An 18,795-nucleotide genomic window follows, 5' to 3' on the forward strand; every position below is an offset into this window, starting at 1 on the left:
TACGAGGGGCTACTCATTCGTGTATTCCTCCACAACGGTGGCTCCGAGCTCGCGCACGATCAGGTCGTGTCCGGTCAACGCGCTCTCCACCAGGTCCGGGTCGTCCGCCTCCGCCACGTCGTCCTCGGGGGCGACCGGCGGGGGCGCCTGCTGCGCGACGGGCCGCGGCGCCTCCTGCTGCGGGGCCTGCGGCCGGTACGCCTGCCGGTCCGCGGGGGCCGGGGGCTGCCGGTCCGCGGCCGGCGGCTCGTACGCGGGCGCGGAGGGGACCGGGGCCGGGGCGACGGGCGCCTGCGGGGCGGCGTAGGAGGAGTGCTGGACCGGAGCCGGGCCGCCGCCGCCCACCACTGCGTCGATCTTCCAGTTGACCTGGAACTGCTCGGCGAGCACCGCCTTCAGGACGTCCTCGCTGCCGCTGCTCGCGAAGTTGTCGCGGGCGCCGGGGTTGGGGAAGCCGAGCTGGAGGGTCGTGCCGTCGAAGCCGGTGACCTGGGCGTTCTGGCTGAGCAGGATCCAGGTGAAGCGGCGGCGGTTCTTGACGGCCTCCAGGACGCCGGGCCACATCGCCTGGACCTGCCCGGCGCCGGCGGCCATCCCGGGCGAGGGCGCCGACGGGGCCGCGGCGGGCGTGGGGGCGGGAGCCGCCGCGACGGGAGCCGGGGCGGCCGGGGCGGGGACGCCGCTGCCGGGGGCGGCGGCACTGGGCCAGGCGCCGGGGGCGGGGGCGGCGGGGGCGGCCTGCGGCTGCGCGGTCTGCGCGGGCGCGGCCGGGGTGGCGGCGCCCGGCCAGGCGCCGGGCGCGCCGCTGCCGGGCTGCGCGGCGCCGGGCCACGCGCCCGGGGCGGGGGCGGCGGCGGGGGCGGCCGGGGCCTGGGCGGCGGGGGCCGGCGCGGGCGGGTGTACGGCGACGGGCTCCGGGGCGGGGGCCGCCACCGGCGGGGCTTCGGGGGCCCGTACGGCGGCCCGCGCGGCGGCGACACCGCCGGCCGGGCCGGCCGGGGCCATGCCGTGCGCCTCGGGGCCGGGGACGTAGCCCAGCGCGGGCGCGGCGGCCGGGGCGGCGTAGGACACGCCGGCGGGCGGGCCGCTGCGCTCCAGGCGGTCGAGGCGGGCCTGGAAGGAACGCTCGTCGTCGAAGGCGGCGGGCAGCAGCACCCGGGCACAGATCAGCTCCAGCTGGAGCCGGGGCGAGGTCGCGCCCCGCATCTCGGTGAGCCCCGCGTTGACCAGGTCGGCGGCGCGCGACAGCTCGGCGGCGCCGAACACCGACGCCTGGGCCTGCATCCGCTCCACGACGTCGGCCGGGGCGTCGATGAGGCCCTTCTCCCCGGCGTCCGGCACGGCGGCGAGGATCACCAGGTCGCGCAGCCGCTCCAGCAGGTCGGCGACGAACCGGCGGGGGTCGTTGCCGCCCTCGACCACCCGGTCGACGACCTCGAAGGCGGCGGCGCCGTCACCGGCGGCGAACGCGTCCACGACGGAGTCGAGCAGCGAGCCCTCGGTGTACCCGAGGAGGGAGGTGGCCATGGTGTACGTCACGCCCTCCTCGCCGGCGCCGGCGAGGAGCTGGTCCATGACGGACATCGAGTCGCGCACGGAGCCGGCCCCGGCCCGCACGACGAGCGGCAGCACGCCGTCCTCGACCACGGACCCCTCGCGGCCGCAGACCTCGCCGAGGTAGTCCCGCAGCGTGCCGGGCGGCACCAGGCGGAAGGGGTAGTGGTGGGTACGGGAGCGGATGGTCCCGATGACCTTCTCGGGTTCGGTCGTGGCGAAGATGAACTTGAGGTGCTCCGGCGGCTCCTCGACCACCTTCAGCAGGGCGTTGAAGCCCGCCGAGGTGACCATGTGGGCCTCGTCGATGATGTAGATCTTGTACCGGCTGGAGGCGGGCCCGAAGAAGGCCTTCTCGCGCAGGTCGCGGGCGTCGTCCACACCACCGTGGGAGGCGGCGTCGATCTCGATGACGTCGATCGACCCCGGTCCGTTGCGGGCCAGGTCGCGGCAGGACTGGCACTCGCCGCACGGGTCGGGGGTGGGACCCTGCTCACAGTTGAGGCAGCGCGCCAGGATGCGCGCGCTGGTCGTCTTGCCGCAGCCGCGCGGGCCGCTGAACAGGTACGCGTGATTGACCCGGTTGTTCCGCAGGGCCTGCATCAGCGGGACCGTGACATGGTCCTGCCCGATGACCTCGGCGAACGACTCGGGGCGGTAGCGGCGGTACAGCGCAAGGGACGACACGTCTACGAGGTTATCCGGGCCCACCGACAACAGCGGCCCCACGCCGCCCCGGAACGCAAAGCGCCCCCCACGCACCCGCCAGAGCCCACTTACCCTTGCTGCCTTCCGGCCCTGGGGGAGTTGGGTGAGATAGCGCCACGTGAGGGGCTGGGCCCCACCCTAGCGGATACCGGGCCCGAGAATCGAGCCGCCCCGGCTCCCCGTCCCGACCGGGACCCTCCCCGACCCCAAGATCGGGATCGTGTTCGCGAGCACCCCTCAACGTCTTGTATTGTTTGCGGCGGAGGATTCGCCTAGAGGCCTAGGGCGCACGCTTGGAAAGCGTGTTGGGGGCAACCCCTCACGAGTTCGAATCTCGTATCCTCCGCCAGCCCAGAGGGCCGGACCGCATCAGCGGTCCGGCCCTCTGGCGTTTCCCGTCTCGGTTTCCGTCTCACACGCGGCGCAGCGATGAACCTTCGGAGATATACTCGCCTCCATACTTGATATCAAGGAGGTGCACCATGAGTCGCACGGTGATCGACCTCGATGACGAGCTGGTCGCGGACGTGGCCAAGGCGCTGGGGACCAGCACCAAGAAGGAGACGGTCAACACGGCCCTCCGCGAGGTGCTGGAGAACAGGCGGCGCGCGCTGGCCCTGACCCGCTTGCGCGCCGCCGCCGACGAAGGCGCGTTCGACCTGACGCTGTTCGAGGAAAAGAGGAACTACCGACGGTGAACGCCGCTCTCTACCTGATCGACACCAGCGCTCTCGCCCGCTTCCTGCACGGTGACGCGGAGCAGTACGGCTGGGACCAGGCAGCGGCGGCCGGCCTGATCGCCACGTGCCCCATCACGGAGCTGGAGTTCTTCTACAGCGCCCGATCGGCCGCCGACAGAGCGCGGGGCATCGAGGACATCAGGCTGATCTTCGGCTGGGTCCCGGTCGACGACCGCGCCTACGACCGGGCCTGGCAGGTCCAGGAGGCCCTCACCAAGCAGGGCAAGCACCGCAGCGCCGGTGCGGTCGACCTCGTCGTCGCCGCGACCGCCGAATTGCAGGGCCTCACCCTCCTGCATCGGGACCACGACTTCGAGTGCATCGCCTCGGTCACCGGCCAGCCCCTCCAGTGGTACGGCCCGGCGAGCCACAAGTAGTCGGACAGCGGTTGCGGTTCCGGTTTCAGTTCCGGTTCCGGTCGCATTCGCCTTCCTCCGCCGCGTCAGCGGTCCGGCCCTCTGGCGTTTCCCCGTCTCGGTTTCCGTCGCGGTCCGAGCCTCGAAGGCCCACGCGGCTATGCTGCGCGCGTGCCGTCGTATTCGATCGGGCAGGCCGCCGGCCTGCTGGGCGTGAGCTCCGAAACCGTCCGCCGCTGGGCCGACGCGGGGCGGCTGGACGCCCCGCGCGGGCCCGACGGGAACCGCGCGGTGGACGGGGCGGTGCTGGCCGCGTTCGCCAAGGAGCGGGCGGCCGGGATGCACCCGCTGCCCGAGGGCGCCCCCGTCACCTCCGTGCGCAACGCCTTCGCCGGGATCGTCACGGCGGTACGGCTCGACGAGGTGGCGGCCCAGGTGGAGATCCAGTCCGGGCCGCACCGCATCGTCTCGGTGGTGACCCGGGAGTCCGTGGAGGAGCTCGGGATCGCGGTCGGGGTGCGCGTCACCGCCCGGGTGAAGTCGACGGACGTGCACGTCGACGTGGTCTGAGCGGGCGGGCCGTGCGGACGGTTCAGGCGCAGCGCAGCGCCGCGTAGAGGTCCAGCTTGTGGTCCAGGCGGGACAGGTCGCGGCCCGTCAGGGCCTCCACCCGCTCGATCCGGTAGTGCACGGTGTTGACGTGCAGGTGCAGGGCCTCCGCCGTGCGGGCCCACGAGCAGTTGTTGGCCAGGAAGACCTCCAGGGTCTCGCGGAGCATGCCGTCGCCCAGCGGGCCGAGCGTGCGCGTCCCGAAGACGGACCGCACCTCCGGCGGCACCCCGCCGAGGAGTTCGGCCAGGGTGTCCAGCTGCTCGACTCCCCGCACCGGGGCGTCCTCGTCGGTCGCCGTCAACGCGAAGGCGGCCTGGTTCAGGGAGGCCCGCAGCCCCTCGGGGCCCGCCGTCCGCGCGCCCGCGCCGAGCCGCGGCTCGGACCCCTGCGGTGCGCACGCCCGCAGCAGTGGCCACAGTCCGCGCAGCTCCGCCACGACGTCGAGCTGCGCGCGCGGGTCCTCGTGGAGCACCGCCGCGGTGTCGCCGGCCGTCCACGCGAGGCCCTCCAGGTGCCCGAGGGCCTCGGCCAGGGCCTCGCCCGAGGTGGCCGTCAGCACCCGGTACGGGCCGGTCGTGGGCAGGCCGGCGGCGGTCAGCGCCTCCTCCAGCGCGGCCGGATCGGCCTCGCGGGACAGCAGCGCGATCAGCTCCTGTCCGGCCGCGCGCTCGGCGGCGGTGCGGCGGGCCCCGCGGTCGCGGTACTGGGCGAACACCTCGGCGATCTCGTGGAGCACCCGGGGCGGCGCCGCGTCCGCGTCCGGCAGGTGCAGCCGCCAGGCGTCGTACGGGGATCCGTCGGCCTCGACGCGCAGCGAGAGCCCGTCGCGCGCGACGGCGGCCCGCCGGGCGGGCAGCGGCGGCGCGGAGGGCGTACGGGCCACCGTCCGCCCGCTCGCGGTCAGCACGTAGCAGCTGATCCGGCCCAGGTGGGCGCAGGCGCGGTCGAGCAGTTCGGCGGGGCCCGCGCCGCTCTCCAGGAGCCGGCTCAGCTCGCCGCGCACGTTCTCGGGCAGGGCGAAGATCCGGGTCGGACGGCGGCTGAGGTCGCCCCACTGGCGCAGGTACACGGCCTCGGTGACCGACCGGAAGCTGGTCCTCGCCGGGACGGCCACCACCGGCACCCGGTGGGCGCGGCAGGCGGCGATCAGCTCGTCCGGGACCCGGCCGTGGGTCTCCTCGCCGGCCAGCAGGGCGGTGGCCCCGGCCTCGGCGAGGGCGGAGACGAAGCGGTCGGTCTTCGCCGGGTCGGCGTCCGACCACCACACGAGACCGCTGAGCACGAGCTCGCCGGGGCCCAGGAACCGGCCCGGGTCCTCCAGGTCGGTGGCGGTGACGCCGCTGACCTCCTGGCCGAGAAGGGCTTCCTCGCCCCAGAGCAGGGTGAGGCCGAGGTTGTCGGACTGGAGGAGGTCGAGGACGTGCATGGCAGGGACTCCTTGCGGTGGGGGTGACCCACATTCGCCAGGTGAATACGAGAAACCACATCGTAAATGCAAGGGCAACGCGCGTATACGGGTCTTGGTTGATCCACCAAGGCGAACCGTCCCGAGTTGGCTGCTTTCCGTGGCCGAGACCAGTCGTTTCCGCCCGTCGGCGGTTGCTTCACTGAAGCGAAACCCCGGGATCAGGAAGGCTGGTGGCGCGAATTGGACCTCAACACCGTGCTCGACGTGCGCGACGCCCGCCGCCGCGAACCCTGGCGTCCCGGCGACGCCTGGCTCGGCGGCGGCACGTACCTCTTCTCCGAGCCCCAGCCCCACATCCGCCGCCTCTTCGACCTCTCCCGCATGGGCTGGCCGCCCCTGTCGTGGCAGCCCGACGGCTCCCTCGACATCGCCGCCACCTGCACCATCACCGAACTGTCCCGCTTCGGCCGCACCCTGCCCGCCGCCGCGGCACCGCTCGTCGAGCAGTGCTGCCGCGCCTTCCTGGCGAGCTTCAAGATCTGGAACATGGCCACCGTCGGCGGCAACCTCTGCAACGGCCTCCCGGCCGGCCCGATGATCTCCCTGACCGCCGCCCTCGACTCCACCGTCCTGCTCCAGGGCCAGGACGGCGCCACCCGCCGGCTGCCCGTCACCGACTTCATTCGCGGCGCCGGCGTCAAGGACCTGCGCGACGGCGAGCTGCTGCGCTCGGTGCGGATCCCCGCGTACGCCCTGGACACCCGTACGGCCTTCCGGCAGGCCTCGCTGTACGGGCTGGGCCGCTCCGGCGCCCTGGTGATCGGCGCGCTCGACCCGCGCGACGGATCGCTGGCCGTCACCGTCTCCGCGGCCACGACGCGCCCGTTCCGCTTCTGGTTCGCGCTGCCGCCCACCGCCGGCGAACTGCGCGCCGCGATCGACGACGGCGTACGCCCCGACGAGTGGTTCGACGACATCCACGGCCTGCCCGACTGGCGGCGGCACATGGCCCTGCACCTGGCCGAGGAGATCCGCCGCGAGCTGACCGACGCGACCGGGCCACGACCCGGCGCACCTCAGGAGGGTTCCCGATGAGCTACGGCATCGAGATCAACCAGCGGCGCTTCGAGGACGAGCCCCGCCCGGGCCAGTGCCTGCGCACCTACCTGCGCGAACGCGGCTGGTTCGGTGTGAAGAAGGGCTGCGACCAGGGCGACTGCGGGGCCTGCACCGTCCACGTCGACGGGCAGCCCGTCCACAGCTGCCTCTACCCGGCGGTCCGCGCCGAGGGCCGCTCCGTCACCACCGTCGAGGGCCTCGCCCGACCCGGCGGCGAACTCCACCCGGCGCAGCGACAGTTCCTCGACGCCCAGGGCTTCCAGTGCGGCTTCTGCACCGCCGGGTTCCTGATGACCACCGCCGCCCTCCAGGCCGAGGAGGGCACCGCCCACGACGACGGGAAGCTGGACGACCTCCCGCGCGCCTTCAAGGGCAACATCTGCCGCTGCACCGGCTACCGCGCCATCGAGGACGCGGTGCGCGGGGTCAGGCACACCGAGGAGCCCGAGGCCGGTCAGGCCGTCGGCCGCAGCCCCGGGGCCCCCGCGGGCCCGCAGGTGGTCACCGGCACCGCCCGCTACACCTTCGACGTCGAGGTGCCCGGCCTGCTCCACATGAAGCTGCTGCGCTCCCCGCACCCGCACGCCCGGATCGTCGACATCGACACCCGCGAGGCGCTCCAGGTCCCAGGCGTCCACGCCGTCCTGACCCACCACGACGCCCCGGACCGGCTGTACTCCTCGGCCCGCCACGAGCACCCCACCGAGGACCCGATGGACACCCGGGTCCTGGACGACGTCGTCCGTTTCGTCGGCCAGCGCGTGGCGGCCGTCGTCGCCGACAGCGAGCAGGCCGCGGAGGAGGGCTGCCGGCGCGTGGTGGTCACGTACGAGGAGCTCCCCTACGTCACCGACCCGGAGGAGGCCATGCTGCCGGGCGCGCCCGTGCTGCACCCCAAGGGCCCCGAGTCGGGGATCTTCCGGGCCGAGAACAACGTGTGCGGCGAGGTCCACGCCACCATCGGCGACATGGAGAGGGGCTACGCCGAGGCGGACGTGGTCCTGGAGGAGACCTTCCGGACCCAGCGGGTGCAGCACGCCAGCCTGGAGACCCACGGCAGCGTCGCGTACTTCGAGCCCAAGGAGGACGGGGAGGGCGAGCGCGTCACCGTCCGCTCCTCCACCCAGGCCCCGTTCCTGACCCGACGGGCGCTGTGCGCCCTGTACGACCTGAACGAGGACGAGGTCCGCGTGGTCGCGGGCCGGGTGGGCGGCGGGTTCGGCGGCAAGCAGGAGATGCTGACCGAGGACATCGTGGTCCTCGCCGCCCTGAAGCTGAGGCGCCCGGTGAAGCTCGAGTTCACCCGAGCCGAGCAGTTCTACGGGGCCACCACCCGCCACCCCTTCAAGATCACCATCAAGATGGGGGCCAAGGCCGACGGCACCCTCACCGCCCTGCGCATCCGCGTGCTCTCCAACACCGGCGCCTACGGCAACCACGGCCCGGCGGTCATGTTCCACAGCGTCGGGGAGTCCTTCGCCGTCTACAAGGCGCCGAACAAGGAGGTCGAGGCGTACTCCGTCTACACCAACGGGGTACCGGCGGGCGCCTTCCGCGGCTACGGCCTCGGCCAGGTCCTCTTCGCCCTCGAATCGATGATGGACGAACTCGCCGTCGCGCTCGGGATGGACCCGCTCGTGCTGCGCGAGAAGAACGTCATCGGCGCGGGCGACCACCTCGTCACCCCGATCGGCCACGAGGAGGACCTGTTCATCGCCTCCTACGGGATGCGGCAGTGCATGGACGTCGTACGCCGGGCCATCGCCGACGACCGCAGCCACGAGGACGTCCCCGAGGGCTGGCTCACCGGCACCGGATCGGCCGTCGCGATGATCGCCACGGGCCCCCCGGGCGGCCACTTCGCCGACGCCACGGTCAGCCTGCTGTCCGACGGCACGTACGACATCGCGGTCGGCACCGCCGAGTTCGGCAACGGCACCACCACCGTCCACAAGCAGATCACCGCCGGCGCGCTGAACACCACCGTCGACCGGATCGCGGTCCGCCAGTCCGACACCGACGTGGTGCGCCACGACACCGGCGCCTTCGGCTCGGCCGGCACCGTGGTCGCGGGCAAGGCGGTGATGCTGGCGGCGAACTCGCTCGCGGAGCGGCTGCGGACCTTCGCGGCCCGCCACACCGGCGTGGCCCGGCACCTGTGCAGGCTGGAGGCGGAGGCCTTCGACTGCGCGGGCCGCGTCGTCACGCTGAAGGAGCTCCACGAGGCCGCGTACGCGCAGGGCCGGCCGGAGGAGGTCTCGGCGGACGGCCATTGGGGCGGCTCGCCCCGCTCGGTCGCCTTCAACGCCCAGTGGTTCCGCCTCGCGGTGGACCCGGACACGGGCGAGATGCGGATCCTGCGCAGCGTGCACGCGGCGGACGCCGGCAAGGTCATGAACCCGGTGCAGTGCCGGGGCCAGGTCGAGGGCGGCGTGGCCCAGGCCCTGGGGGCGACCCTGTTCGAGACCGTACGGGTGGACGAGCGCGGGGAGGTCACCACGGCCGCCTTCCGCCGCTACCGCCTGCCGCAGTACGCGGACGTCCCGCGCACCGAGGTCCACTTCATGGAGACCTCGGACGCGATCGGGCCCCTCGGCGCCAAGTCCATGTCCGAGAGCCCCTTCAACCCGGTCGGCCCGGCCTTCGCGAACGCCCTGCGGGACGCGACGGGCATCCGCTTCACGGAGATGCCGCTGACCCGGGACGTCGTCTGGCGGCGGATCCACCGGAAGATGCAGGGTGAATCCGCCGAATCGTGACCCGTATGCGACTCGTATGTCCCCATGAACCTTGCACATGAGGTTCCAGCGGGACACGAGTCGGGCATGACATCCGCATGGCCTCCTTCCTGCTGCACGGCGAACTCGACCGTCCCGCGACCCTGAGCGTCGCCGACCTGCGGGCCTGGCCGCAGCACCGCGCGGAGGTCACCTTCGACTGCGCGACGAACGGCCCGCAGCGACACGTCTTCAAGGGCGTGCTGCTGCGGGACGTCGTCACCGGGGCCGGGCCGGTCTTCGACGCCCGGCGCCGCAAGGACCGCGGCCGCTACGTCCTCGCGGTCGGCGGCGGCGACGGCCACCACACCGTCCTGTCGTGGGCGGAGCTGGACCCGGACTTCCGCGACTGTCCGGTCCTGCTGGCCACCCGCCTCGACGGCGAGGAGCTCGACGGGGCCGGCAGCCAGCTGGTGGTGCCGTCGGACCGCTGCGGGGCGCGGTACGTCAGCGCCGTCACCCACGTCTGGTTCGGGGCCCTGCGGGTCCCGGCCCTGACCCCCGCCTAGGCGGTCCTCAGGCGGTCTCCGCCGCGAGCGCCCGTACCGCGTCGGCGAGTTTGCGGGCCGTGGGGTCGGCGGGGGCCACCAGCCGGGTGTGGACGAAGGCGAACGACAGGCCCCGCGCGCGGTCCGCGAAGGCGAGGGAGCCACCGCTGCCGTGGTGGCCGAAGGTGGTGGGCTCGCCGCCCATCGGGGTCATGCCGACGAACCAGCCCAACCCCTTGGCGTACCGGACGAGCAGCATCCGGTCCCGCCCGTCCACCGCCGTCCGCGCGGCGGCCTCGACCCGGTCGGGCGACAGCAGCCGTACGCCGTCCACCTCGCCCAGCAGCGCCGCGTACATCCGGGCCGCGGCGCGGGCGGTCAGGGTGGCGCAGGCGGGCAGGTCGGCGAGGAGGTAGCCGGGGCGTTCGGCGAGGCCGGCGGTGGTCCACAGGCCGCGGTTGGGCGCGATGAGCCGGGTGAAGGGGGCCTGCGCCGGCAGCCCGGCCAGGTACGCCTCCCAGCCGCCCTCCACCAGCGGTGCCACCCGGGGCAGTTCGGAGGCGGGCAGCCCGAAGTACAGCTCGTCGGCGATCCCGAGGGGTTCGGCCACGTACTCCCGCAGCGCCTGACCGGGGGTGAGGCCGGTGACCCGCCGGACGGTCTCGCCGAGGATCCAGCCGAAGGTCCAGCCGTGGTAGCCGCTGTCGGTGCCCGGCTCCCACAGCGGGCGCAGGTCGGCGACGACCTCGCACATGTGGTCCCAGTCGCACAGCTCGGCGACGGTCAGGGAGCGCGGCAGGTGGGGGATCCCGGCGGAGTGGGTCAGGGCGTGCCGGACGGTGACCTCGGCCTTGCCGCGGGCCGCGAACCGGGGCCAGTAGCGGGCGATCGGGGCCTCGTAGTCGAGCAGCCCGCGCGCGGCGAGGACGTGCACGAGGGTGGCGGTGCAGCCCTTGCCGGTGGAGAAGCCGTGGATCAGGGTGTCGGGGCCGGCGACACCCGCGTACGCCTCCACCAGCGGGCGGCCGTCGCGGTACGCGGCCACCTGGACGCCGCTCTCGGCCCCGGACGCGACCAGCGCGTCCAGGCGCTCCTGGAGTTCCACGCGCCCCTCCTTCACCACCGCACGCCGTGTCACCTTGAGTAGCGACACCCTACCGTCGGTGACGACAGAGGTTCGGGAATCGGGAAAGCGAAAGAGGTGGGCGCGGGATGCGCGAGACACGACGCGCGGCGCGGGTGCTCGGGGCGTGCGCGGCGGCGGTGACCCTGGCGCTGGCGACGCCGGGGGCGGCGCAGGCGGCCGACGGGGTGCTGTTCATCGACCGGGCCGCGATCCACGACCCGTCCGGCTGCTACCCGTTGGGCGATTTCGTGCCCTCGGAGGTCGGCAACTTCACCAACGAGACGGCGGCCGTGTGGTCGGGTCCCCACTGCGACGGGCGCGTGACGGCCTTCGTCCTGCCGGGGCAACTCGTCCGCCCAGCCCCGGGCATGAGCCTGTTCATCCAGTAACGGGGCCCGGTGCGGCGCCGGTCGCCCCCGCGTGGCGGGAGGCGACCGGCGCGGCGCATGCTTCGGCTACGCGGCCTGGAGGGAGACCTCGGTCGCCTTGATCAGCGCGACGACCGGGGAACCGGCGGCCAGGCCGAGGGCCTCGACGGCGTCGGCGGTGATGGCGGCGGTCAGGCCGCCCCCGTTCACGTCGACCTTGACGGAGGCCATGGCCGGACCGGTGGCCACGTCGACGACGGTGCCGGCGATCTGGTTGCGGATGGACAGCCCCTCGACGGGACCGGTCGCCAGGGCCACCTCCGTCGCCTTGACCAGGGCCTTCACCGGGGAACCGGCGGCGATGCCCAGGTCCTTGACCGCGTCGACCGTGATCGCGGCGGTGATGTCCTGGCCACCGTCGAGGCGGACCTTGACCGTGGCCATCGCCTCTCCGGCGGTGACGGCGGTGACGGTGCCGGCGATCTGGTTGCGGATGCTCAGGCTCATGACTGTTCGACCTCTTGCGCTAGGAAACACGTGCGTCCGGGAAGGACCGCACGCAACCGAAACTAGGCCGTTCCGCTTTGACCCGTGTTCAACCCCTCGCATCCGCCACCCGAATCCACCCGTACGGCTCGCCCCTGCGCCCAACCTGCCTTTGACCAGGCCTTTCTTGAGACGCGGGCGGGGACGCGGGCGTCGGCGCGGGGGCCTGCGCGGGGGCCTGCACGGGGCGCTCAGGTGAACTCCGGCATCTCCCCGACCGTCGTCGTCAGGTCGATCACCGCGAAGGCCGCACCCTGCGGGTCCGCGAGGGCCGCGAACCGCCCGAACGGGCTGTCCATCGGGCCGAAGTGCAGCGCCCCGCCGCGGGCCCTGGTCTTCTCCACCGCCTCGTCGCAGTTCGGGACGGCGAAGTAGACCTGGATGTACGACGGCACCTCCGGCGGGAACTCCTCGCCCATCCGCATCCGGCCGAGCACCGGGTTCTCCGGACCGCCGACGCCGAAGACCTTGAAGTCCATCCCCTCTTCCTCGGGGTCGTCGCCCGCCTCCATCTGTTGGGCGCTGTAGGAGAACACGCGGGTGAAGAACGCGTCCGCCTTCTCCGGCTCCCGGGTGAAGACCTCCGCCCAGGCGTACGCCCCGGACTCCCCCGTCTTCTCGAAGCCCCTGTGCTCGCCGGGCTGCCAGAGGCCGAAGACGGCGCCGCTCGGTTCCCTCGCGATGGCCATCGTGCCGAAGGAACCGACCCGCATGGGCTCCATCACCAGGTCGCCGCCCGCCTCCTCGATCCTCCGGGCGGTGGCGGCCGCGTCGGGCGAGGCGAAGTACAGGCACCACTGCGAGGGCGCGTCCGCCCCCGGCATCGGCGGTACGACGGCCGCGACCGCCTTGCCGTCGGAGTAGGCCTGCGTGTAGCTCCCGTACTCGGTGCTCGCCTCGCCGAAGGTCCAGCCCAGCACGTCACCGTAGAACTCCTTGGCCGCCGCCACGTCGGTGAACATCGCGTCCACCCAGCACGGGGCGCCCTCCTCGAACTCAGCCATGGTCGATCGACTCCTGTGTGTCGTCCTCTGTCCCTGTCCCTGTACCTGTCCCTGCACCTGCGTGTGTGCGTGTCCGTCGTCTCCACGCTAGGCGGGGGGCCGGACATCCGCGCGACGGCCGCGACGGCGGCCCCACCGCGCGGCGGGCGGGCGGTCGGGGGAGGCTGGAGGGCATGGACGACATCACCATCCGGCTCGCCCAGCAACCCGAGGCCGACGCCCTCCTCGCCCGCAGCCCGCTCGCCGCCCTCACCGGCATGCTGCTCGACCAGCAGGTACCGATGGAGTGGGCGTTCTCGGGGCCCTGGACGATCGCGCGGCGCCTCGGCTCCGACGACCTCGACGCGCACGCCATCGCCGCCTACGACCCGGAGGCCTTCGCCGAGCTGCTCTCGCGCAAGCCGGCCGTGCACCGCTATCCGGGATCGATGGCGAAGCGGATCCAGCAGTTGTGCGCGTACCTGGTGGAGCACTACGACGGGGACGCGGCGGCGATCTGGGCGGACGCCGCCACCGGAGCCGAACTGCTGGAGCGGCTGAAGGCGCTGCCGGGCTACGGGGAGCAGAAGGCGCAGATCTTCCTCGCCCTGCTGGGGAAGCGCTTCGGCGTGCGCCCCAAGGGCTGGCGGGAGGCCGCGGGCGGCTACGGGCCGGCGGGCGTGCACCGTTCGGCGGCGGACATCACCGGCCCGGAGTCACTGGCGAAGGTCCGGGAGTACAAGCAGGCGCAGAAGGCCGCCGCCAAGCAGGCGAAGTAGGCGGAGCGGGGGAAAGGGCGCGGGTCGAGGTGACGGACCGGGGCGGGCGGCGCCGGCGGGGCGCGGGGCGGGCCGTAGGGTCGATTCCATGATCGAGAACCTGACCCGCGCCACGAGCGCCGAGTCCATCTCCGACGGCCCCGGCAGCGTCATCACGCTGCTCACCGACACCCCCGAACTCACCTGCAACACCGCGAGCTTCGAGGTCGGCGCGGCCGGCGCCCCGGTGCACTTCCACACCAAGGCGACCGAGTTCTTCCACGTCACCGACGGGGTCCTCGACGTCCTCGTCGGCGACGAGATCCACACCCTCACCAAGGGCGACTTCATCAGCGTCGCGCCCGGCGTGAAGCACGCCTTCGCCCCGGCCGCGGGCCACACGGCCGAGGTGTTCGTCGGCTTCACCCCGGGCATGGCCCGCTTCGACTACTACCGCCTCCTGGGACGGGTGCGCGCGGGCGAGGCCACCGTGCAGGACATCATCGACAGCCAGCCCGTCTACGACAACCACTACGCGGAGAGCGAGGCCTGGGCCGGGCGTCCGCGCAACGCCGAGGCGTAGACCTCGTCGGCGTCGAGCCGGCGCAGCTCCTCCGCGATCAGCTCGGCGTCGCTGCGGATCTTCAGGGCCACCCTGCGGTCGGGCCATCCGGGCAGCACCAGCGTGGCCAGCACCCCCGCCGGCCGGTCCACCCTTATCTCCCCGGCCTCGGTCTCCAGCCGGACCCGGGTGATGACCGGCCCGTCGGTGACCACCCGGCGCACCTGCACCTTCAGCCGGTCCTCCAGCCAGCGCGCGAGCAGCTCGGCGCTGGCGTTGTCCGCCTCGCTCTCCACCGCCGCGCCGGTCACCGGGAGCGGCTTCTGGTCGAGGGCCGCCGCCAGGAGCGAACGCCACGGCGTCAGCCGGGTCCAGGCCAGGTCGGTGTCGCCGGGGGCGTACGCGGCGGCCCGGCCGTCGAGCGCCGCGACCGGGTCCGGGGCCTCCTGGGCGTCGGTGATGCGTCGCTGCGCCAGTGCGCCCAGCTCGTCGCGGGCCGGGTCGGCGGGGGCGTCCGCCGGCCACCACGCCACGACGGGCGCGTCCGGAACCAGCAGCGGGAGCACCACGGAGCCGGCCTGCGAGGTGAGCTCTCCGTGCAGGCGCAGCAGCACGATCTCCCCGGATCCGGCGTCGGAGCCGACGCGCAGTTCGGCGTCGAGGCGGCTCTGGCGCAGGCGCTGCGGGCCGCGCCCGCTGCGCTTGATCACCGCGATGATGCGGCACGGGTGCTCGCGCGAGGCCTCGGAGGCCGCGCGTACGGCGTCGTAGGCGTTCTCCTCGTCGGTGACGACGACGAGCGTCAGCACCAGTCCCATGGTGGGGCTGCCGACGGCTCGGCGGGCTTCGAGCAGGGCCCGGTCGACCTTGTTGGACGTGGTGTCGGTGAGTTCGGTCCGCATGCCCCGAGTCTGTCAGCGCCCACCGCACCCCCGACAACCGGTTCGCTTGATTCCGCCTGGAGGGCGCGCGTGCCCGCGCGGGCCGCCGGCGCCCGCTCCTACCGTCTGCGGCGGGCCGTGCCGAAGATCGAACGGGAGATCTCCCGGCCGAGTTGGGTGCCGATCGAGCGGGCCAGCGAGCGGAACAGACCGCTGCCCACCACCTGTTCGGCCAGCGAGGGGTCCGGCTTCGGGGCCGCGCGCGCCGCGCGCGCCGCCTCCTTCTCGGCCGCCTTGGCCTGCTTCTGGGCCTCCGCGGCCGCTGCCGCCGCCTCCGCCGCGGCCTCGGCCGCCGCCTGTTCGGCGCTGATCTTCTCGTACGCCGACTCGCGGTCGACGGGCTCCGCGTAACGCGAGTACAGCAGCGAGGCCTTCACCGCGCCCTCCAGGGTCGCCGCGTCGACGGGGCCCATCAGCGACCGCGGCGCGCGCAGCCGCGTCGCGGCGACGGGGGTCGGGGCGCCGCCCTCGCTCAGCACGGTGATCACGGCCTCTCCGGTGCCGAGGCCGGTGAGCAGTTCCTCCAGGTCGTACGCGGAGTTGGGGAAGGTCTTCACGGTCGCCTTCAGCGCCTTCGCGTCGTCGGGGGTGAAGGCGCGCAGCGCGTGCTGGACCCGGTTGCCGAGCTGCGCCAGCACGTCGCCGGGCACGTCCTTGGGGGTCTGGGTCACGAAGAAGACGCCGACGCCCTTGGACCGGATCAGCCGCACCGTCTGGGTGATCGACTCCAGGAAGGCCTTCGAGGCACCGTTGAACAACAGGTGCGCCTCGTCGAAGAAGAAGACCAGCTTGGGCCGGTCCAGGTCGCCGACCTCGGGCAGGTCCGTGTAGAGGTCGGCCAGCAGCCACATCAGGAAGGTGGAGAAAAGCTGCGGTTTGTCCTGCACCGCCGGGAGTTCCAGGACGGACACCGTGCCGCGGCCGTCGGCGGCGGTGCGCAGGAACTCGCTCGTGTCGAACTCGGGCTCGCCGAAGAACTCGGTCGCCCCCTGCTGTTCGAAGGCGGTCAGCGCCCGCAGGATCACCCCGGCGGTGACGGTGGACAGGCCGCCGATGCCCTTGAGTTCGGGTTTGCCCTGGTCGGAGACGAGGAAGGCGACCACGGCCCGCAGGTCCTTGAGGTCGATCAGCTCCAGGCCCTTGGTGTCGGCGTAGTGGAAGATCAGGCCGAGGGACTGCTCCTGCGTCTGGTTGAGCTGGAGCACCTTGGACATCAGGACGGGGCCGAAGGCGGTCACGGTGGCCCGGACGGGGATGCCGGTGCCGATGCCGCCGAGCGCGTAGAACTCGGCGGGGCAACCGGCGGGGTCCCATTCCTGGCCGACGTCGGCGGCCCGTTGACGGACCTTCTCGTTGTCGGTACCGGGCGCGGAGATGCCGGAGACGTCGCCCTTGATGTCGGCGAGGAAGACGGGGACGCCGTTCGCGGAGAGCTGCTCGGCGATGAGCTGGAGGGTCTTGGTCTTTCCGGTGCCGGTCGCGCCCGCGACGAGCCCGTGGCGGTTGAGCATCGACAGCGGGATGCGGATCTGGCGGTCCGGCAGGACGACGCCGTCCCACAGCAGGGCGCCGAGGTCGAGGGCGGGTCCGGCGAAGGCGTACCCGTCGGCGATCCGCGCGGCGGGGTCGAGCGGAACGGAAGGGTCCGCGTGCTGGCTCATGCATCACTCCCGAGCTCCCGGACTGCGGGTTCCGGACTCCCGTAGTCACCCATTCATACCCTCTGCCACTTTTGCACCACCCGCACGAGGCTGCGCCCGGAGGCGCGGGCCCGGTAGGCTTTCCGTGTGATCTTCAAGCGCATCGGAAGCGGCCGGCCGTACCCCGACCACGGCAGGGAAACGACCCGGCAGTGGGCGGACGTCGCCCCGCGCCCGGTCCGGCTCGACCAGCTCGTGACGACCAAGGGACAGCTGGACCTCGAAACCCTGCTCGCCGAGGACTCGACCTTCTACGGCGACCTCTTCGCGCACGTCGTGAAGTGGCAGGGCGACCTCTACCTGGAGGACGGGCTGCACCGCGCCGTCCGCGCGGCCCTCCAGCAGCGCCAGGTCCTGCACGCGCGCGTCCTGGAAATGGACTGATTGCGCCTTTCGGGTCAGCCTTGCCCGATCAATAGATCATTTAGTAGGCATCGTCCCGACGCGGCACTACGCTGCGCCCATGAGCATGCTCACTCCCCCCGGCATGGGCGGAAAGTACCGCGTCACGGGAGCTGCCTACCCCCGCATGAGCCGTCCCCGGCGCCGCCGGAGGCTGGTCTTCACCGTGCTCGGCTCGGCCCTCGCGCTGGCCCTGCTCGGATACGGGTCCTTGCAGCTCATCGATGTGTTCCGCGGCGGCGACACCGGCAAGCGGACCACCGCGGCCGGCAAGCCCTGCCCCTCGGCCTCCACCGGAAAGGCCGGGGCCGCCGCCAAGCCCGTCTCGGCCCCGAACGCGGCGGCGAGCGCCTCCGCGTCCCCCGCCGCCGCGCTGCCCCAGCCCGGCCAGATCACGGTCAACGTCTACAACGCGACCCCCCGCGCGGGCCTCGCCAAGGCCGTCGGCGACGAGCTGCGCAACCGCGGCTTCGCCGTCGGGCAGGTCGGCAACGCCCCCGCCGACTTCGACAAGAAGGTCCCCGGGCCCGGGATACTGCTCGGCTCCCCCCGGACCGACAAGGCGGCCTACTCCGTGCTCGCCACCCAACTCGACGGCGTGACCCAGCAGACCGACGCGCGCGAGGGCGCGGACATCGACCTGATCCTGGGTGACGCCTTCAAGGAACTGAAGCCCAAGGCGGACGCGGACAAGGCGCTGGCCATCCTGGCCAACCCGGTGCCCACGCCCACCGCGAAGTGCTGATCACCCCGCAGGCCGGACCGCCGGACCCGGGAGCTCCCCGACGGTCCGGCGGCCGAACGGCCCGGGCCCTGCCCTATTCGGCCGAGCCGTACATGCGGTCGCCCGCGTCGCCCAGGCCCGGCACGATGTAGCCGTGCTCGTTGAGGCGCTCGTCCACGGCGGCCGTCACCACCGTCACCGGCGTGCCCGCCAGCTCGCGCTCCATGATCTCGACGCCCTCGGGCGCGGCCAGCAGCACCACGGCGGTCACGTCGTCGGCGCCGCGCTTGATGAGCTCCTGGATCGCGGCGACCAGCGTGCCGCCGGTGGCCAGCATCGGGTCGACGACGTAGACCTGACGGCCGGAGAGGTCCTCGGGCATGCGCGTCGCGTACGTGGAGGCCTCCAGGGTCTCCTCGTTGCGGACCATGCCCAGGAAGCCCACCTCGGCGGTCGGCAGCAGGCGGACCATGCCGTCGAGCATGCCGAGGCCGGCGCGCAGGATCGGCACGACCAGCGGACGCGGGTACGACAGCTTGACGCCGGTGGTCGGGCCGACCGGGGTCTCGATGTCGGACGCCTCGGTGCGCACGTCGCGCGTGGCCTCGTAGGCGAGGAGGGTCACCAGCTCGTCGGCGAGGCGACGGAAGGTGGGGGAGTCGGTGCGCTTGTCGCGCAGGGTGGTGAGTTTGTGCGCCACCAAGGGGTGATCGACGACCTGCAAACGCACAACATCCTCCAAGACAAGACTCAGCCGGGTTTCGACCTGTGACCTGTGACCCTGCTACCTGCGAACACGGCCGCACGTCGCGACCCGCACCAAAAGGCTACGCGGTGGTACGACCCCGACGCGTCCCCACCACGGCCCCGCCGCGTCCCGGCCGCGTCCCGGCCGCGTCCCGGCCGCCTCGAAGGCGTCTCGA

Annotated in this window: 19 protein-coding genes, 1 tRNA gene and 1 other RNA gene; 12 read left to right on the top strand and 9 right to left on the bottom strand. The window is 73.1% G+C overall.

The genetic code is table 11. The annotated features are described in order from the left end of the window. Window positions 1-9: 9 nt before the first annotated feature. Window positions 10-2,241: a DNA polymerase III subunit gamma and tau gene (locus AB0D01_RS26660; RefSeq protein ID WP_363059486.1), complete on the bottom strand. Its 2,232-nt coding sequence runs from the start codon at window positions 2,239-2,241 to the stop codon at window positions 10-12. A 53-nt stretch (window positions 2,242-2,294) separates the two neighbouring features. Beyond that, an RNA gene (gene ffs / locus AB0D01_RS26665) (signal recognition particle sRNA small type) lies at window positions 2,295-2,393 on the bottom strand. A gap of 130 nt (window positions 2,394-2,523) precedes the next feature. On the opposite strand from ffs, the gene AB0D01_RS26670 reads away from it, so the two are divergent. The 4 genes from AB0D01_RS26670 (at window position 2,524) to AB0D01_RS26685 (ending at window position 3,928) form a co-directional block, all read left to right on the top strand. After that, window positions 2,524-2,611 (top strand) — tRNA-Ser (locus AB0D01_RS26670). Window positions 2,612-2,744: 133 nt separating this feature from the next. Next, window positions 2,745-2,960, top strand: a complete 216-nt coding sequence (locus AB0D01_RS26675) for a type II toxin-antitoxin system VapB family antitoxin (protein ID WP_037920122.1) — start codon at window positions 2,745-2,747, stop codon at window positions 2,958-2,960. Then, on the top strand, window positions 2,957-3,379 hold the full coding sequence (locus tag AB0D01_RS26680; RefSeq protein ID WP_363059488.1) for a PIN domain nuclease: 423 nt from the start codon (window positions 2,957-2,959) through the stop codon (window positions 3,377-3,379). Before AB0D01_RS26675 ends, AB0D01_RS26680 begins: the two co-directional genes overlap by 4 nt. Window positions 3,380-3,529: 150 nt before the next feature. Then, window positions 3,530-3,928: a TOBE domain-containing protein gene (locus AB0D01_RS26685; RefSeq protein ID WP_363059490.1), complete on the top strand. Its 399-nt coding sequence runs from the start codon at window positions 3,530-3,532 to the stop codon at window positions 3,926-3,928. A 22-nt stretch (window positions 3,929-3,950) separates the two neighbouring features. Here AB0D01_RS26685 and AB0D01_RS26690 read toward each other — a convergent pair whose 3' ends face one another. Further along, complete coding sequence (locus tag AB0D01_RS26690; protein ID WP_363059492.1) at window positions 3,951-5,396, bottom strand: PucR family transcriptional regulator ligand-binding domain-containing protein; 1,446 nt, start codon at window positions 5,394-5,396, stop codon at window positions 3,951-3,953. A gap of 222 nt (window positions 5,397-5,618) precedes the next feature. On the opposite strand from AB0D01_RS26690, the gene AB0D01_RS26695 reads away from it, so the two are divergent. The 3 genes from AB0D01_RS26695 to AB0D01_RS26705 all read left to right on the top strand — a co-directional run bounded on the left by AB0D01_RS26695 (window position 5,619) and on the right by AB0D01_RS26705 (window position 9,783). Continuing rightward, entirely contained in the window at window positions 5,619-6,473 is an 855-nt protein-coding gene (locus tag AB0D01_RS26695; protein WP_363059494.1) for an FAD binding domain-containing protein, read from the top strand. Continuing rightward, the gene (locus tag AB0D01_RS26700; RefSeq protein WP_363059496.1) at window positions 6,470-9,256 is read left to right on the top strand and encodes a molybdopterin-dependent oxidoreductase; all 2,787 of its coding nucleotides are present in this window, start codon (window positions 6,470-6,472) and stop codon (window positions 9,254-9,256) included. Before AB0D01_RS26695 ends, AB0D01_RS26700 begins: the two co-directional genes overlap by 4 nt. Window positions 9,257-9,333: 77 nt before the next feature. After that, window positions 9,334-9,783, top strand: coding sequence for a molybdopterin-dependent oxidoreductase (locus AB0D01_RS26705; protein WP_363059498.1), 450 nt, complete (start codon window positions 9,334-9,336; stop codon window positions 9,781-9,783). A gap of 7 nt (window positions 9,784-9,790) precedes the next feature. Here the strand turns inward: AB0D01_RS26705 and AB0D01_RS26710 are convergent, their stop codons facing one another. Then, complete coding sequence (locus AB0D01_RS26710) at window positions 9,791-10,867, bottom strand: serine hydrolase domain-containing protein (protein WP_363059500.1); 1,077 nt, start codon at window positions 10,865-10,867, stop codon at window positions 9,791-9,793. 107 nt (window positions 10,868-10,974) lie between these two features. Between AB0D01_RS26710 and AB0D01_RS26715 the strand changes: the two genes are divergently transcribed. Then, the gene (locus AB0D01_RS26715) at window positions 10,975-11,277 is read left to right on the top strand and encodes a hypothetical protein (RefSeq protein WP_363059502.1); all 303 of its coding nucleotides are present in this window, start codon (window positions 10,975-10,977) and stop codon (window positions 11,275-11,277) included. Between the two features lie 66 nt (window positions 11,278-11,343). Here the strand turns inward: AB0D01_RS26715 and AB0D01_RS26720 are convergent, their stop codons facing one another. After that, window positions 11,344-11,763 carry a TOBE domain-containing protein gene (locus AB0D01_RS26720; protein WP_363059504.1) on the bottom strand — a complete coding sequence of 140 codons (420 nt, stop codon included), beginning with the start codon at window positions 11,761-11,763 and terminating at the stop codon, window positions 11,344-11,346. A 230-nt stretch (window positions 11,764-11,993) separates the two neighbouring features. Then, window positions 11,994-12,806 carry a VOC family protein gene (locus tag AB0D01_RS26725; protein ID WP_363059506.1) on the bottom strand — a complete coding sequence of 271 codons (813 nt, stop codon included), beginning with the start codon at window positions 12,804-12,806 and terminating at the stop codon, window positions 11,994-11,996. Window positions 12,807-12,979: 173 nt separating this feature from the next. On the opposite strand from AB0D01_RS26725, the gene AB0D01_RS26730 reads away from it, so the two are divergent. Further along, window positions 12,980-13,564: an HhH-GPD-type base excision DNA repair protein gene (locus tag AB0D01_RS26730; protein WP_363059508.1), complete on the top strand. Its 585-nt coding sequence runs from the start codon at window positions 12,980-12,982 to the stop codon at window positions 13,562-13,564. Between the two features lie 88 nt (window positions 13,565-13,652). Continuing rightward, window positions 13,653-14,126: a cupin domain-containing protein gene (locus AB0D01_RS26735; RefSeq protein ID WP_363059510.1), complete on the top strand. Its 474-nt coding sequence runs from the start codon at window positions 13,653-13,655 to the stop codon at window positions 14,124-14,126. On the opposite strand, the gene opcA is transcribed toward AB0D01_RS26735, so the two are convergent. Both opcA and AB0D01_RS26745 read right to left on the bottom strand, forming a co-directional pair. Beyond that, window positions 14,075-15,007, bottom strand: a complete 933-nt coding sequence (opcA, locus tag AB0D01_RS26740) for a glucose-6-phosphate dehydrogenase assembly protein OpcA (RefSeq protein WP_363059512.1) — start codon at window positions 15,005-15,007, stop codon at window positions 14,075-14,077. The genes AB0D01_RS26735 and opcA overlap by 52 nt on opposite strands. A gap of 98 nt (window positions 15,008-15,105) precedes the next feature. Continuing rightward, window positions 15,106-16,707, bottom strand: coding sequence for a helicase HerA-like domain-containing protein (locus tag AB0D01_RS26745; protein WP_363059514.1), 1,602 nt, complete (start codon window positions 16,705-16,707; stop codon window positions 15,106-15,108). Between the two features lie 126 nt (window positions 16,708-16,833). Between AB0D01_RS26745 and AB0D01_RS26750 the strand changes: the two genes are divergently transcribed. Next, the gene (locus tag AB0D01_RS26750) at window positions 16,834-17,130 is read left to right on the top strand and encodes a type II toxin-antitoxin system VapB family antitoxin (RefSeq protein ID WP_008740979.1); all 297 of its coding nucleotides are present in this window, start codon (window positions 16,834-16,836) and stop codon (window positions 17,128-17,130) included. 79 nt (window positions 17,131-17,209) lie between these two features. Continuing rightward, a complete protein-coding gene (locus AB0D01_RS26755) occupies window positions 17,210-17,893 on the top strand; it encodes a LytR C-terminal domain-containing protein (RefSeq protein WP_363059516.1) in 684 nt (227 codons plus the stop codon). 73 nt (window positions 17,894-17,966) lie between these two features. Here AB0D01_RS26755 and upp read toward each other — a convergent pair whose 3' ends face one another. Further along, window positions 17,967-18,602, bottom strand: coding sequence for a uracil phosphoribosyltransferase (upp, locus tag AB0D01_RS26760; RefSeq protein WP_363059518.1), 636 nt, complete (start codon window positions 18,600-18,602; stop codon window positions 17,967-17,969). Window positions 18,603-18,795: the final 193 nt, after the last annotated feature.

The organism is Streptomyces sp. NPDC048606 (genome assembly GCF_040650855.1).
GTDB lineage: Bacteria > Actinomycetota > Actinomycetes > Streptomycetales > Streptomycetaceae > Streptomyces.

Coding starts and splice junctions, on each gene's coding strand:
- AB0D01_RS26675 (WP_037920122.1), top strand. CDS start 2,745: ATGAGTCGCACGGTGATCGACCTCGATGACGAGCTGGTCGCGGACGTG.
- AB0D01_RS26690 (WP_363059492.1), bottom strand. CDS start 5,396: ATGCACGTCCTCGACCTCCTCCAGTCCGACAACCTCGGCCTCACCCTG.
- AB0D01_RS26700 (WP_363059496.1), top strand. CDS start 6,470: ATGAGCTACGGCATCGAGATCAACCAGCGGCGCTTCGAGGACGAGCCC.
- AB0D01_RS26705 (WP_363059498.1), top strand. CDS start 9,334: ATGGCCTCCTTCCTGCTGCACGGCGAACTCGACCGTCCCGCGACCCTG.
- AB0D01_RS26715 (WP_363059502.1), top strand. CDS start 10,975: ATGCGCGAGACACGACGCGCGGCGCGGGTGCTCGGGGCGTGCGCGGCG.
- AB0D01_RS26720 (WP_363059504.1), bottom strand. CDS start 11,763: ATGAGCCTGAGCATCCGCAACCAGATCGCCGGCACCGTCACCGCCGTC.
- AB0D01_RS26725 (WP_363059506.1), bottom strand. CDS start 12,806: ATGGCTGAGTTCGAGGAGGGCGCCCCGTGCTGGGTGGACGCGATGTTC.
- AB0D01_RS26730 (WP_363059508.1), top strand. CDS start 12,980: ATGGACGACATCACCATCCGGCTCGCCCAGCAACCCGAGGCCGACGCC.
- AB0D01_RS26735 (WP_363059510.1), top strand. CDS start 13,653: ATGATCGAGAACCTGACCCGCGCCACGAGCGCCGAGTCCATCTCCGAC.
- opcA (WP_363059512.1), bottom strand. CDS start 15,007: ATGCGGACCGAACTCACCGACACCACGTCCAACAAGGTCGACCGGGCC.
- AB0D01_RS26745 (WP_363059514.1), bottom strand. CDS start 16,707: ATGAGCCAGCACGCGGACCCTTCCGTTCCGCTCGACCCCGCCGCGCGG.
- AB0D01_RS26755 (WP_363059516.1), top strand. CDS start 17,210: ATGAGCATGCTCACTCCCCCCGGCATGGGCGGAAAGTACCGCGTCACG.